Genomic DNA, 14,165 nt, shown 5'->3' on the forward strand with positions numbered 1-14,165 from the left:
ATATTTTCAGGGTTGACAAAATGTTAGCTTTATGACTAAAGTGTCGTAAAAGTCGCTCAAAAAATATTGATATTCGGCGTGAGAAAGGGAGTTATACACACTGTAAACTATTTTTCACTTTTTGTTTACATAAACTTAACAGGTTATACAGCTGTTATTAACATTAGTACTACTTTTACACACATTCATCTAAAATATGACCCGAAATGTTGATTTCCTTGTAGTGGGTTCAGGGATAGCCGGATTAAGTTTTGCGCTCAAAGCCGCGAAGCATGGTAAGGTACTGATAGTTACAAAATCTAACGAAGACGAATCCAACACCAAATATGCCCAGGGGGGCGTTGCGGTGGTTGTGGATAAAAAAGAAGATTCTTTTGAAAAGCATATCCAGGATACCTTAATAAGTGGCGATGGGCTTTGTGACCGCGAAGTTGTTGAAGCAGTTGTTAAAGAAGGGCCCGAGCGCATCAATGAAATTATTGATTACGGAACTAATTTCGATAAGACAAACGAGGGTGTTTATGACCTGGCTAAAGAGGGGGGGCACTCCGAGTTTCGTGTGTTACATTACAAAGATGTAACTGGCTGGGAGATAGAGCGTTCACTTTTAGAGGAAATTCATAAAAACCCTAATATTGAGATACTTACACATTATTTTGCGGTTGATTTAATTACGCAGCACCATTTGGGCGAGCTGGTAGGTAAATCAAGTACTGATATTACCTGTTTCGGGATTTACGCTTTTAATACCGAAACCAAGATCGTCGAGAAGATCTTATCTAAAGTTACGGTAATGGCTGCTGGTGGCGCCGGACATATTTATGCTGTTACCACAAATCCAACCATCGCCACCGGTGATGGCATTGCTATGGTTTATCGTGCAAAAGGTAAGGTACGTAATATGGAGTTCATGCAATTCCATCCAACAGCTTTGTATAATCCCGGCGAGTATCCTTCTTTTCTCATATCCGAAGCTGTACGCGGTTTTGGCGGCGTGTTAAAGCGCACTAATGGCGAGGAGTTTATGCACGAATACGATGAGCGTAAATCCTTAGCACCCCGTGATATAACGGCAAGGGCTATTGATGCCGAGATCAAAAAATCGGGCGAAGACTTTGTTTATTTAGATGTAAGGCACCGAAGCAAGAAAGATATCCTGAACCATTTTCCTAATATTTATGCTAAATGCCTGGAGATTGGTATCGACATGACTAAAGATATGATCCCTGTTGCGCCGGCCTGTCATTATATGTGCGGCGGTATTATGGTTGATCATGTTGGGCAATCGTCTATATTAAGGTTGTATGCCTGCGGCGAATGTTCATCAACAGGCCTGCATGGTGCTAATCGCCTGGCTTCAAATTCTTTATTAGAGGCGTTGGTTTTTGCCCACAGGATCTACGAGGACGCAATTAAGAATTTCGAAAATAATGTAATACCCGATAATATCCCGGATTGGGATGAGAAGGGCGTGCAGCTGTCAAACGAAGACATCCTGGTTACCCACAACGTACGCGAAATGCAGAAGCTGATGAATGACTACGTAGGTATCGTTCGTTCGGATTTCAGACTCGATAGGGCTCTGCGGAGGTTAAAATTATTATACGAAGAGACTGAAGATTTCTACAAGAAAACTAAACTATCGGTTAAACTTTGCGAGCTGCGTAACCTGATCCAGGTATCGTTTATTGTCGTAAAATCGGCTATGTTGCGTAAAGAAAGCAGGGGATTACATTATACTACTGATTATCCTGAGCATGCTGAGCAGGTGCAGGATACGGTGTTTTAGTATAAAATATGTCATTGCGAGCGTAGCGTGGCAATCTCGTAGTCAATGCATATTCGACAAGCATAGCTACGAGATTGCTTCGTCGTTCCTCCTCGCAATGACATGAAAAAGAGCCTTTAGTGAGTGAGCGAAAAACGGGATTCGAACCCGCGGCCTTCAGTTTGGGAAACTGACGCTCTACCGACTGAGCTATTTTCGCTTATTTATAATCAAACATAAATAAAATTATTCAAATCACTAATCCATTAAATCAATAATTCACTAATTAAAGATATGCCAGTAATACTGCCCATAAAAGATAAAAGCCCGGTTTGGGGTAAGGATTGTTTTATTGCCGAAAACTGCACTATAGTAGGGGATGTAGTGATGGGTGATAATTGCTCGGTATGGTTTAACGCGGTGATCCGTGGTGATGTGCATTATATCAAGATTGGAAATAATACCAATATCCAGGATGGTGCAGTAATTCATGCCACTTATTTAAAAGCGCCAACTAATATAGGTAATCATGTTTCTATTGGGCATAACGCGCTTGTACACGGCTGTACTTTACATGATCATACGTTGGTAGGCATGGGCGCTATTGTGATGGATCATGCGGTTGTAAATGAGTTTGTGATCATTGCTGCAGGCGCTGTAGTGCTGGAAAACACCGTTTGCGAATCTGGCTATCTGTATGCCGGCATCCCTGCAAAAAAAATAAAGCCCCTTACTGATGAGCAAAGGGCTATGTTGAAGCAACTGCCTCAAAATTATATCATGTATTCGGGCTGGTTTAAGGAGTAACCTTTTCTTTTGGAATAGTCACCGGTTCCTCCGCTTCCCAGTTTGGCCTCAGGGTGATGAGCTTTTCATTTAGCCAGATATTTTCGGGTTGTCGCTTCAACCTTACGTTCCCGCTATCCCATTTGCCGTTTTTATTTTCGTCGTAAATGATCCTAACATAGTATTTAGCGGCCAGGATCCCTTTATATACCAATGAGGTATTTTTGGTAATAGGGTCGCTTTGAATTAATTTTTTGTCTTCACTTAATAACTCAACCACATAGGCTTTGGCGGTATCAGGCACAGTTAACTTCACTGTAAGCTGGCTATAATTATCCAGCTTATTGATCTGGAATTTTTTAGACAGGCGTTTGTTTTTATCACCGTAAATATCCGTCAATGCACCTTCATTGAGTATCAGCTCATATTTACTGGTTTCCCGCCATCGGTATTTTAAATTGAGCAGTTTATAGTTGCCTGTATCTTTTTGGATGGTGTAATCGCTTGTAGCTACAGAATCTTCGTTTAAGGTAATTTGCGATTGGTCGAAGTTTTCGATAGGGATGCTTGCCGTGATCACCAAATTGCCGCCGGGTTTTAATTTACTGTCATTACCCATGTTATAGCTTGTTGTTACAACACGTGTAAAGCTTTCATTTTTACGTTTAAGCTGATAGATGGTATCTATAGGCTTTCCTTTGTCAAATATGGCCACACGCAGGGAGTCGAAGTTCATATTACGCAAATAAACAGATGCTGTATCTTTTGTACGTGAAAACGATACCTGTTTTCTATCATCCACATTGGCAGGATAAATCACTTTAATGGCCGGCTGTGTTAGCCCTTTGTTAAATACCAATAATAGCTTACCATCAGTATCAAAGCGTTTTTCGGATACCCTGAATTTTTCAGGATCTTGCTTGAATAAGTTTAATTGGACGTTCGAAGTATCGGCCCGGAGATGAATTGGTTTTTTCAGGAAAGCGATCAGCTCTTCATCGCGGTTAAAAATTTTATCGGGGCTTGCTTCTTTTAAGGCATAGATGCGATAGTCATCTTCCCTTAAATTATTCAAAGCGAAATTTCCTGACGAATCGGTGAGGGCAAAAATAGATGGCTTCTTTTTTCCGAAGAGTGTGTCCTGCTTCACCGGGAAAATAAATACCAGTACATCTTTCTCTTTTTCCTGGGTGAGGGTATTGGTTACCGTACCGCTGATGCTCAGTGAATCGATGTGGCTGCCGGTAGAAAAAACATAAGTGAAATTTTTAAGGATGTTACTTTCATTCACATCTTGTATTGACTTTCCAAAGTTGATAACGTAGGTAGTATTTTTTTGAAGGCTGTCTTTAAACTCAATTTTTAATTTTCTTTTGTTTGATGAATACTCGGGTGGCTTCTCCATGGCTGGGCTCATGCTGATCTCCTGGTAAGCATTAGTGAGTTTGATGAATTCGTCAAATTCCAGGTCGATTTGTTTGGCAGCAAAATTCCGGGTTTTATTTCCGGGAATTGCCTTCACCAATTTGGGCGGGGTCTGGTCGCGCGGCCCTCCTTGCGGTGGTTGTTGGGCTGCGCATCCAAAAATGAACAAAACAATAAAAATCAGTATTGAATTTTTGTAAAAAATAGCCGTTTTTGTGTTTAACATAGTTTTTAGGCGATATAAGCGATTTTTATGTTTTTATGAGAAGTACTATTAAAAATTAAAAATAATTGATTTTAAAGGACTTTTTATAATTAATTAATTATCAGTTATTTACGTTTTATCTCGATACATGAACCATCAAAACTGAAATATCGGAGGGTGAAACGCCCGATATTCGGGAAGCCTGGCCCAAAGTGCGTGGTTTTATCCTCATCAATTTTTCGCGTGCCTCTTTGGAGAGCGATACCAACGTGTGATAATCAAAATTTGGATTGATCTCGCGGTCTTCCATTTTTTTCATCCGGTCAACTATCTCCATCTCCTTGATGAAATAACTCTCATATTTGATTTTTATTTCAGCCTGCTCAATAGTTTCTTTATCGTAGGCCGAAAGTAACTCGGCCAAAGGAGCGTCGGCTTTTTTAAGGTCATTAAAGGTTACCTGCGGGCGGCTCAACAAATTGAATAGTTTGGTGCTTTGCGCAAGCGGACTCGTACCCAACTCTTCCATCAGGGTGTTAACTGTTGATGGATCGATGGACTTGCTTTTGGTATAAGCCACAATATCATCAGAGTTTTTTATCTTTTGATTTACTTTTTCCAAACGCTCATCACTAATCAATCCCAGTTCATGACCCATAGGAGAGAGCCTGATATCTGCATTATCCTGGCGTAATAAAAGTCTATGTTCAGCCCTTGAAGTGAACATGCGGTAAGGCTCTTCAGTACCTTTAGTTACCAGGTCATCTATCAAAACACCTATATATGACTCTGCTCTTTTCAGGATCAATTCATGTTTATCGTTAATTTTTTGGTGCGCATTGATCCCTGCAATGAAACCTTGAGACGCTGCTTCTTCGTAACCGGTAGTGCCATTGATTTGGCCGGCGAAGTACAGGTTGCTGATCTGTTTAGTTTCTAAGGTTAAACCTAATTGTGTAGGAGGGAAGAAATCGTACTCAATAGCATAACCCGGCCTGAACATTTTAGCGTTCTCAAAACCCGGAATCTTGGTGAGTGCTTTGTATTGTACATCCTCAGGTAAGGAGGTGGAGAAACCATTTACGTAGATCTCAACAGTATTTAAACCTTCCGGTTCAACAAAAATCTGGTGGCGATCGCGCTCAGCAAACCTGTTAATTTTATCTTCAATTGAAGGGCAATAGCGTGGACCTAAACCTTTGATTCGACCTGTAAACATGGGTGATCTTTCAAAGCCTTCTTTCAAGGTTTCGTGTACATTGGTATTGGTATAGGTAATCCAGCAGCAGCGTTGTTCTTCTATAAATGGTACGTCGGTAAAGGAAAATTTGCCTCTTACGGGATCGCCCCATTGCTCTTCCATCAAGCTATAGTTTAAACTGCGACCGTCAACACGGGGTGGGGTACCGGTCTTCATTCTACCTGCTTCAAAGCCTAATTCAACCAATTGCTCGGTTAAACCTGTAGCTGCTTTTTCACCTGTACGGCCTCCGCCAAATCTTTTTTCGCCAATATGGATCACACCATTCAGGAAGGTTCCGTTAGTTAATACAACGGCATCCGCTTCAATTTCGATACCGATAGAGGTACGAACACCTGCTACGGTATTATTTTTTACCAGCAGAGAGGTAACTGTGTCTTGCCAAAAATCAACGTTAGGGGTGCGTTCTAATGATAAACGCCACTCTTCGGCAAAGCGCATACGGTCGCTTTGAGCACGCGGGCTCCACATTGCGGGGCCTTTTGATTGATTAAGCATCCTGAACTGGATAGATGTTTTATCCGTTATAATGCCCGAATATCCACCCAAAGCATCTATCTCCCGCACTATTTGTCCCTTAGCAACACCACCCATGGCAGGGTTACAACTCATCTGTGCAATGGTACCCATATTCATGGTGATCAGCAAAACTGATGAACCCAAATTAGCAGCGGCAGCAGCAGCTTCACAGCCTGCGTGCCCGGCACCTACCACTATTACATTATATTTCTTAAACATTTTATCCTCCTTGTTCCACTTTTGGTAAGTCTTGAGTTGCAGGTTTTAAGTCTTATGTTGACTTAATGGTACTTCAATTCAAGTTTGTTCCACGTGGAACTTTAATTTTATTTACGTTGATTTTCTCGTTGGTACTTTCAACTTACTGTTTAGAATTTCAGACTTAACTGCAAAATTACCTCAATTAAACAGATGTTCCACGTGGAACCCTGAATAATGATATTAAAGCTACAAACCCCCAAACGCCCTCTAACACCACAAAAGGGTAGAAATTTACCATATATGATGCATAGCAACAGGTGCCTGCGCCAATAAGGTTTAAAAGGCTGTAAAGCTTGCTTTCGGTAGGTAGTTTCTTAGTTAAATTTAACAGAAATGCTATTAAAAGTATAATTACTCCTATTGATGCTATAATATCCGATGCCTTCATTATCCTTCGTTTAGCTCGGTTAATTCCATCCAACGGGCGCTTTTATCGTCCAGTTGCTTGTTTAAAACCTCTATTTGCTTTAATAAATCATCAAGCTTTTTAGGGTCGATGCCCGAAGCGTTCAGTTGTTCGTTTTTATCTTTTATACTTGCCTCAATGGCGTTGATCTCATCTTCAATGTTTTCTAATTCTTTGGCTTCTTTATAGCTTAACTTGCTCTTTTTAGCTGCAGGTGCTTGTGTTTGCACTACAGCAGCAGGTTTTTTAGCTTGTTGTTTGGCTTCTTCCAGTTCAAGCCTGTACGATGAGTAGTTTCCATTAAAGATGCGCACGTGACCTTTTTCTTCCATGATGAAAAGCTGGTCGGTAAGCTTATCCAGCAAATACCTGTCGTGCGATACCATCATCAATACACCTCCGTAGTTGGTTAAAAACTCTTCCAATACATTTAAAGTGTCGATATCCAAATCATTGGTGGGCTCATCCAGTATCAGAAAGTTCGGGTTCTTCATCAGGATGCTCATTAGCTGCAAGCGTTTCTTTTCACCACCGCTTAGTTTGGATATAAAACCATACTGTTTGGCAGGAGGGAAGAGAAACAAGGTAAGCAAAGCAGAGGCTGAAATGGTTTTGCCATCGGCCATGGTAATAAATTCTGCAACGTTCTTTACAATATCAATTACGCGTTCGTCTTCCTTAAAAGTAATGCCTGCCTGATGGAAATAACCTATTACAGTTGTTTCTCCTTTTACTACAGTGCCTTTATCGGGTTGTAAAGCGCCTGTGATGATATTTAAAAGGGTTGATTTCCCGCTGCCGTTTTTTCCGGCTAAACCAATTCTGTCGCCCTTTTTAAATATATAACTGAAATTATTGATATAAGTGTTACCGTTGAATGATTTATACAGGTGATCCATTTCCATGATCTTATTACCCTGGCGCGCTGTTTTAACGCTTAATTCAACTTTATCCCGGATACCACCATTCTTGGTCTTTTCTTCCAGGTCATAATACGCATCGATGCGGGCTTTTGATTTAGTACCACGGGCCTGGGGCTGGCGGCGCATCCATTCAAGCTCTTTCCTTAACAGGTTGGAGTTTTTTTGAAATGCGGCTTCGTCCGCTGCTTCTCGTTCAGCTTTCTTTTCAAGGTAATAACCATAACTTCCGTTGTAAGGTTGAATCTTTCCTCTGTCAATCTCTAAAATCTCGTTACATACGTTATCCAGGAAATACCTGTCGTGCGTAACCATCAATATGGTTTTGTTGCCTTCGGTCAGTAATTTCTCCAGCCATTCTATCGTATCAATATCCAGGTGGTTGGTAGGCTCATCCAGTATATAAACTTCCGGATCTTCAATAAGTAGCTTAGCTAAGGCCAAACGTTTCTTTTGCCCGCCCGATAGGGTAGTGATATGCTGATTGAGGTGGTGGATATCTAACCGGCCTAAAATAGTTTTGATCTTGTACTCATACTCCCAGGCATCAACCTCGCTCATCTCTTCCATTACCTTTTCAATGGCCTTGGTATTTTCCGGGTCGTTCTCCATCAGTTCCTCATACCTGCGGATGAGCTGCTGCTGCACATCATCGGCATGAAATATATAATCGCTGATAGTAACCGCGTTTTTAAAGTTTGGGTCCTGCTCCAGGTAACCCATGTTAAGGTCGCGGGCTTGCACCACTTTACCCTCGGTAGGTTTTATAGTACCGCCCAATATTTTTAGAAGGGTAGATTTGCCGGCACCATTAACGCCTACAAGCGCAACCTTACGGCCGCGGTTAATACCTATGGTTACATTTTTAAATAACCAGTTGTCATGAAATTGATGGCCAAGGTTCTCGGCAGAAAGATAAGTACTCACGATAGTTGTTTTATTTTATCCGACTCGTATATAAATACACCAGTCGTTTGTTTTATTGATTGTAGATACATGGCCATGGCAACGGTTGAGGCATCAATGCTTTGGTATTTTTTCCATCTGCCAAAGAGCAGCGGATTTATAACCTTCATTAAGCCGTTTAAAAACTTTTCCATTGGTCTGCTTTCCTGCCTGTCGCCGGCTAAGAAAGATGGCCTGTAAATATGAACAGCAGGGATACCAGCAGCTGTTATATCGGCCTCGGTTTCCCCTTTAGTTTTGGTATAGAAGTTAACACCATTTATATCGGCTCCAATTGATGATACCAAATGATATTGTTCGACCCCGTTTTGCTTAGCCAATTGTGCCAGTAATAACGGGTAATCATGATCTATCCTGCGATAGACAGCCAAATCAGGCGTTTTCTTCTTTGTCGACCCCAAGCAGCAGAACAAAGCATGGCCATTAAGCTCGTTTTTATATGTTTCGGGCTGTTCAAAGTCGATAACAAGCTGTTTTAATTTATGATGTTGTAGTGGTATTTTTTTTCTTACCAGGATCAATACTTCATCATAATAGGCTTGTTCCAATAAAATTTGCAGGAGATGACTGCCAATAAGTCCGCTTGAGCCTGCAATAACAGCTTTTTTTGCCATTACTTATTGATTTTTTGCAAAATTACGCATAATTAAATTGTGGAATAAATATTGTGTGTTTAAACATATAATTATATAGTAACATGAAAACAATATTTTATCCCGAAGCAGAACGAGGACATAGCGATATAGGCTGGTTAAAGGCCAATTTTTCCTTCAGTTTTGCATCGTATTATAATCCCGAAAAAATGAATTTCGGAGCGCTGCGCGTTTTGAATGATGATATTATTGCTGCGGGCCGCGGTTTTGGAAGCCATCCGCATGATAATATGGAAATTATCACCATTCCTTTAAAAGGAGGGTTACAGCATAAAGATAGTATGGGCAATGCCGGGGTAGTTAATGCAGGTGAGGTACAGGTAATGTCGGCAGGTACCGGTGTATACCACTCAGAGTATAATGCCTCGCATAAAGAAGCGGCAAATACGCTGCAGATCTGGCTTTTTCCTAAAGCAAGAAATATCCAGCCCCGTTACGATCAGATGAGTTTTAAAGACCGTTTTAAATTGAATGAGCTCACTACGCTGATATCGCCGCAAAAAAGCAAAGACACCCTTTGGATAAACCAGGATGCCACATTTTCGATGGGTAAGTTTGAGGCGGGGCAAACAATAAATTATGATATTAAAACAAAAGGCAATGGCGCTTACATTTTTGTGTTGGATGGAGCGGCTAAAATAAACAGCCAGGTTTTAAACAAAAAAGATGCGCTGGGCGTTTATGATACAAGTTCACTTACAATTATAACCGAAGAGCCCTCCCGTTTCCTGATCATTGATGTACCGATGTCATAATCAGTATTTAGCCTGAATCCATAAAGTGAATATTATTGAAAGTTCAAAAACAATTGAGCATTGCTTTGTTGTTGTTTACAATTATTTAAGATTCACTGATGGAAGCACAGCAGGAACTAAGCGGATGGAGGAAATGGCTGGAAGGCATAGGCGACTATGTGGTGTTCTTCTCACGTTTTTTCCGCAATATATTTACCGGCGGCTTTGAATGGTCGGAATTTGTGAGGCAATGTTACGAAATAGGCTATCGTTCCATGATGCTGGTGGGTATCACCTCCTTTATTATGGGCCTGGTGCTTATTTTGCAGCTCAGACCGTCGCTGGTAGATCTTGGCGCCGAAAGCATGTTGCCCAAAACATTGTCGGTAGCCCTTGTGCGCGAAATTGGGCCTGTTATTACGGCTATTATCTGTGCCGGCAAAATAGCATCGAGTATTGGCGCCGAGCTGGGCAGTATGAAAGTTACCGAACAGATTGATGCTATGGAAGTATCGGGTGCAAACCCCGTCCAATACCTGGTGGTAACGCGCATACTGGCAACCAGCTTTATGATTCCGCTATTAACCGTTATAGGCGATGCTATTGGGCTTTTTGGTGGTTTCCTGGCGCTCAACTTCACCGATAGCATTAGTTTTTCCCTCTATTTCAATAAATGTATAGCCTCGCTCGATTTTTCGGATCTGCTGCCTGCAGTTGCCAAAACGGTGCTTTTTGGGTTTGCGGTTGGTTTTGTGGGATGTTATAAAGGTTATCACTCTGATAAAGGCACTGAAAGTGTAGGCATAGCTGCAAACTCGGCCGTGGTAACTGCCTCCTTGTGGATTTTTATTATTGATGCGATAGCCGTTCAGATCACCAGTTTGTTATTTTATAAATGAGATGAAAGAAACAAACCAACATACTGAAGCCGAAAAGGAACTATCAGCTCAAAAAAAAGAAGTGGTGATCCGCGCTAAGGGGATCAAAAAGTCCTTTGGCAAAAAGCAGGTGCTTAAGGATATCAGTTTTGACTTAAAAAAGGGTGAAAATATCGTTGTACTGGGGAAATCAGGGCAGGGAAAATCGGTTACTATTCAGTGTGTTGTAGGTATGTTACAGCCCGATGGCGGCAGCCTGGAAGTATTTGGTGAAGATATTACCACGATGGACGATGATGAGCTTAAACAGCTTAGGATAAAGATAGGCTTCCTTTTTCAGGGCGGTGCTTTGTATGATTCCATGACGGTAAGGGATAACCTGGAGTTTCCGCTTACCAGGGTATTGAAGCTCAAAGACCAGAAAGAAATTAATAAAAAGGTTGAAGGTGTACTGGATGCAGTTGGTTTGCTTGATGCCATAGATAAAATGCCGTCAGATCTGTCGGGCGGGATGCGGAAAAGGGTAGGACTGGCCCGTACACTGATCGTTAACCCCGAAATTATGTTGTATGATGAGCCCACTACCGGGCTTGATCCCATAACATCCCGCGAGATCAGTGAACTGATTAACCGGCTGCAACGGAAGTATGAAATATCATCTGTCATCATTACCCACGACATGGAATGTGCCCGCATTACGGCCGACCGGATCCTGGTAATGGATGATGGTAAATATATAGCCGAGGGCTCGTACAAAGAGCTCGAAAAATCAGACAACGAAATGGTCAGATCATTTTTTAACGTATCAGCATGAAAACCACATCATCTCAAAAAATAAAAATAGGCCTGTTCACCTTTTTAGGATTGGCAGTGCTGTTGGTAGCTATTTTTTTAATAGGTAACCAAAAAAGCCTGTTCAATTCTACCTTTCATGTTTATGGACGGTTTAAAAATGTGAGCGGCCTGCAGGTAGGTAATAATGTACGCTTCGCGGGTATTAATGTGGGAGTGGTACAATCTATTAATATCGTAACCGATAGCTCGGTACGGGTTGACCTTACACTGAATAAAAGTGTGAAAAAGTTTATAAAAAAAGATTCGAAGCTGAGCATAGGCAGTGATGGTTTGATGGGGGATAAGCTGGTAGTAATAGCGCCCGGCGGTATTGTTAGCCACGAGGAGATTGAAGATGGCGGCCGTTTAAGTTCGATAAACCCGGTCGACGTAGACAAGATCATTAATAAACTTACCCGCGTGGCCGATAACGCCGAATCATTAACCGAAAATTTAACCGGCATAGTCGCCAAGATTAATAATGGGCAGGGCAGTATTGGCCGCCTGTTGAACAGCGACAAAATGGCGCGCGACCTGGAAGGCACTGTTAAACAGGCCCGTACTACTATCAAAACAGTCCATACTACAACCAATACGCTTAATGAGGACCTTACCGCGGCCCAGCATAACTTTTTGTTAAGAGGTTTCTTTAACAAGAAGAAGAAGCGTGAACAACAAAGGCAGGACAGCATTAAAAAAGCCCAGGAGAAGATTAAAGAGGATAAGGAAAAAGCAGCGAAAGAAGCCCAAAAGCAAAGGGAAAAAGCAGCTAAGGAAGCTGCTGATAAGCAGAAGGATGGTAATTGATGATATAGAAAGGCAGTTAAGTTTTAATAAAAAAGGCGTCATTAAAGATTTCTCTAATGCCGCCTTTTTATTAGGAATTGAATTTTAAGTAGTTTCCAAATAGAGAATTAGTATAAATCTGGTTTTATAACAAACTTTTCCCACGGACCAGGGGCTTGTTTCGTGCAATTAATTTTTCCGCCACCGTTTGCCAAAACGGAAGTAACGCCTGTACCGTCCATTCTTAAGTAAGTGCCAGGAAAGGCCACTGATTGGATAACATATGTACCATCACTCTGTTTTATTACATTGAATTTTTCATACGGACCAACTGAATTTTGAAGATTTACAATGCCTCCACCCTGAGGGCCGGTTGGTACACCTGAGCCATCCATTCTTAAGAACAAGCCAGCAAATGCATTTGATTCAATAGTGTAAGTTCCGTCACTTTGTTTTGCAAACAACATTTTTTCAAAAGGTGCGGCAGTGAACTGACAATTGACAGTACCGCTACCAGAGGTGCTCGAAACGTAATTTGTACCATTTAATCTTAAATACACATTGTAAAAGGCGTTCGACTTAACGGTTGCCAGCGTATTTGATAAATGAACATGTTTGTTTGCTAAATATTGGTCAATATAGTTTTTAACCGCAGTACTTTTAGCAGGATCATCAATAAGATCGGATAACAGAATTATGTTTGTTGCACTGTTACCCAATTGAATAAAAGCAGCATTTTCTCGAGTACAGCTACTTTGCCAGTTTGCTATGCTGATTTTTGGAGCTGAATTATCCAGCACAATTTCGCCGAATAGCCCCTTAGTACCATCGCCTCCGACTGTTTCATAATATATTGTTTGATCAAAATTTGAATTTATCAGCGAATCTTGGTAAGATATATTAGTAGATGCTCCAAAAATTCCAAATAAACCTTTAGCTTCTGCACCTGCTTTTACAGACAAGGCTCTGTCTTTAATGGTGGTTTGAGAACGATAATATAAACTCAATTTAGCACCTAAAATAATATCTGTTAAAACGTGTGTACCATACTTAGTAACAAGCTGCTGAGGAGTCATGCTATTCACATCAGATTTAAATACAGGAGTTAAATAAGTTGACTTTATCAGGCTTAATGGAGCATCAAATCTTAGCCGTTTTTGTCTGATTATTAATGAGGCGTCTGCATATGAATACTTCGAAGATAAGGAACTGAATTCATGAAACTTTTCACTAACTGTACCACTAAATGCGCCCACTGTTAAGGATGCACCAGTAGAATACGAAAGGTTTTGTGAATAATCTTCTGCAGTTGAACCCGAATGAGATTCTGAGTATTGTGTAACATTTAAGTCGGTCACGACCCTGTTTGATTCTGCCTGTGCAATTTTTGCAATATCTACAACCTGATAGGTGGTTGAGTTTGAACTTGCATATTCACCGGTCACATCGTAGCCAAAACCCAACAAATCATATAGGGGATCACCTGCTGATTGAGTTGTTAGTTTTTTAGGTTTAGTGGATTGATTAAGGCTAAAATCGTTTTTCTTGCAGCTGGTGAAGGTTGAAGTGATCGCAATCGCAGAGCAGGTAATTAACAGCTTGAGATTTAGGTTTTTTTTCATATTTATTATAATGTTTAAGTTGGCGCAAACTTATATTATAAAATTCATATTTCACAATAGTTAATAATATATTTAATCCTTGATTAATTATTGATGAATATGCCTCTTTTTAAGAATAGAATTGCGGGTTTTTATTCATAA

The 14,165-nt window shown here is 40.9% G+C and carries 12 protein-coding genes and 1 tRNA gene; 6 read left to right on the forward strand and 7 right to left on the reverse strand.

Annotated elements, in window-relative coordinates; translation table 11 throughout:
• Positions 1-196 precede the first annotated feature (196 nt).
• Positions 197-1,789, forward strand: coding sequence for an L-aspartate oxidase (gene nadB / locus IEX80_RS18825; RefSeq protein WP_090532736.1), 1,593 nt, complete (start codon positions 197-199; stop codon positions 1,787-1,789).
• A 126-nt stretch (positions 1,790-1,915) separates the two neighbouring features.
• Here nadB and IEX80_RS18830 read toward each other — a convergent pair.
• Positions 1,916-1,988, reverse strand: a tRNA-Gly gene (locus IEX80_RS18830).
• A gap of 74 nt (positions 1,989-2,062) precedes the next feature.
• Here IEX80_RS18830 and IEX80_RS18835 point away from each other — a divergent pair.
• Positions 2,063-2,575, forward strand: a complete 513-nt coding sequence (locus tag IEX80_RS18835; RefSeq protein WP_188833757.1) for a gamma carbonic anhydrase family protein — start codon at positions 2,063-2,065, stop codon at positions 2,573-2,575.
• On the opposite strand, the gene IEX80_RS18840 is transcribed toward IEX80_RS18835, so the two are convergent.
• From IEX80_RS18840 to IEX80_RS18860, 5 genes are all read right to left on the reverse strand, one after another.
• Entirely contained in the window at positions 2,565-4,205 is a 1,641-nt protein-coding gene (locus IEX80_RS18840; RefSeq protein WP_188833758.1) for an Ig-like domain-containing domain, read from the reverse strand. The genes IEX80_RS18835 and IEX80_RS18840 overlap by 11 nt on opposite strands.
• A 115-nt stretch (positions 4,206-4,320) precedes the next feature.
• On the reverse strand, positions 4,321-6,183 hold the full coding sequence (gene mnmG / locus IEX80_RS18845) for a tRNA uridine-5-carboxymethylaminomethyl(34) synthesis enzyme MnmG (RefSeq protein WP_090532742.1): 1,863 nt from the start codon (positions 6,181-6,183) through the stop codon (positions 4,321-4,323).
• A 184-nt stretch (positions 6,184-6,367) separates the two neighbouring features.
• Positions 6,368-6,613 (reverse strand): CBU_0592 family membrane protein, encoded by a 246-nt coding sequence (locus IEX80_RS18850; protein ID WP_208102383.1) that lies wholly within the window; start codon positions 6,611-6,613, stop codon positions 6,368-6,370.
• A complete protein-coding gene (locus tag IEX80_RS18855; RefSeq protein WP_188833759.1) occupies positions 6,613-8,478 on the reverse strand; it encodes an ABC-F family ATP-binding cassette domain-containing protein in 1,866 nt (621 codons plus the stop codon). Before IEX80_RS18855 ends, IEX80_RS18850 begins: the two co-directional genes overlap by 1 nt.
• A complete protein-coding gene (locus IEX80_RS18860; RefSeq protein ID WP_188833760.1) occupies positions 8,475-9,131 on the reverse strand; it encodes an oxidoreductase in 657 nt (218 codons plus the stop codon). The genes IEX80_RS18855 and IEX80_RS18860 overlap by 4 nt, the downstream gene beginning before the upstream one ends.
• Positions 9,132-9,214: 83 nt before the next feature.
• Here IEX80_RS18860 and IEX80_RS18865 point away from each other — a divergent pair, with 83 nt between their 5' ends.
• The 4 genes from IEX80_RS18865 (at position 9,215) to IEX80_RS18880 (ending at position 12,423) form a co-directional block, all read left to right on the forward strand.
• Positions 9,215-9,925, forward strand: coding sequence for a pirin family protein (locus IEX80_RS18865; protein WP_188833761.1), 711 nt, complete (start codon positions 9,215-9,217; stop codon positions 9,923-9,925).
• 98 nt (positions 9,926-10,023) lie between these two features.
• Entirely contained in the window at positions 10,024-10,803 is a 780-nt protein-coding gene (locus IEX80_RS18870) for an MlaE family ABC transporter permease (RefSeq protein WP_090532750.1), read from the forward strand.
• Position 10,804: 1 nt separating this feature from the next.
• A complete protein-coding gene (locus IEX80_RS18875) occupies positions 10,805-11,596 on the forward strand; it encodes an ABC transporter ATP-binding protein (RefSeq protein ID WP_176626296.1) in 792 nt (263 codons plus the stop codon).
• Positions 11,593-12,423 carry an MlaD family protein gene (locus tag IEX80_RS18880; RefSeq protein WP_188833762.1) on the forward strand — a complete coding sequence of 277 codons (831 nt, stop codon included), beginning with the start codon at positions 11,593-11,595 and terminating at the stop codon, positions 12,421-12,423. Before IEX80_RS18875 ends, IEX80_RS18880 begins: the two co-directional genes overlap by 4 nt.
• A gap of 107 nt (positions 12,424-12,530) precedes the next feature.
• On the opposite strand, the gene IEX80_RS18885 is transcribed toward IEX80_RS18880, so the two are convergent.
• The gene (locus IEX80_RS18885; RefSeq protein ID WP_188833763.1) at positions 12,531-14,024 is read right to left on the reverse strand and encodes an MAC/perforin domain-containing protein; all 1,494 of its coding nucleotides are present in this window, start codon (positions 14,022-14,024) and stop codon (positions 12,531-12,533) included.
• Between the last annotated feature and the right edge of the window lie 141 nt (positions 14,025-14,165).

Origin of the sequence: Mucilaginibacter rubeus, from assembly GCF_014643835.1 — a bacterium.
In the GTDB taxonomy this organism is placed as follows: Bacteria; Bacteroidota; Bacteroidia; order Sphingobacteriales; family Sphingobacteriaceae; genus Mucilaginibacter; species Mucilaginibacter rubeus.

Coding starts and splice junctions, on each gene's coding strand:
- IEX80_RS18885 (WP_188833763.1), bottom strand. CDS start 14,024: ATGAAAAAAAACCTAAATCTCAAGCTGTTAATTACCTGCTCTGCGATT.
- IEX80_RS18840 (WP_188833758.1), bottom strand. CDS start 4,205: ATGTTAAACACAAAAACGGCTATTTTTTACAAAAATTCAATACTGATT.
- IEX80_RS18860 (WP_188833760.1), bottom strand. CDS start 9,131: ATGGCAAAAAAAGCTGTTATTGCAGGCTCAAGCGGACTTATTGGCAGT.
- IEX80_RS18875 (WP_176626296.1), top strand. CDS start 10,805: ATGAAAGAAACAAACCAACATACTGAAGCCGAAAAGGAACTATCAGCT.
- nadB (WP_090532736.1), top strand. CDS start 197: ATGACCCGAAATGTTGATTTCCTTGTAGTGGGTTCAGGGATAGCCGGA.
- IEX80_RS18865 (WP_188833761.1), top strand. CDS start 9,215: ATGAAAACAATATTTTATCCCGAAGCAGAACGAGGACATAGCGATATA.
- mnmG (WP_090532742.1), bottom strand. CDS start 6,183: ATGTTTAAGAAATATAATGTAATAGTGGTAGGTGCCGGGCACGCAGGC.
- IEX80_RS18835 (WP_188833757.1), top strand. CDS start 2,063: ATGCCAGTAATACTGCCCATAAAAGATAAAAGCCCGGTTTGGGGTAAG.
- IEX80_RS18870 (WP_090532750.1), top strand. CDS start 10,024: ATGGAAGCACAGCAGGAACTAAGCGGATGGAGGAAATGGCTGGAAGGC.
- IEX80_RS18850 (WP_208102383.1), bottom strand. CDS start 6,613: ATGAAGGCATCGGATATTATAGCATCAATAGGAGTAATTATACTTTTA.
- IEX80_RS18880 (WP_188833762.1), top strand. CDS start 11,593: ATGAAAACCACATCATCTCAAAAAATAAAAATAGGCCTGTTCACCTTT.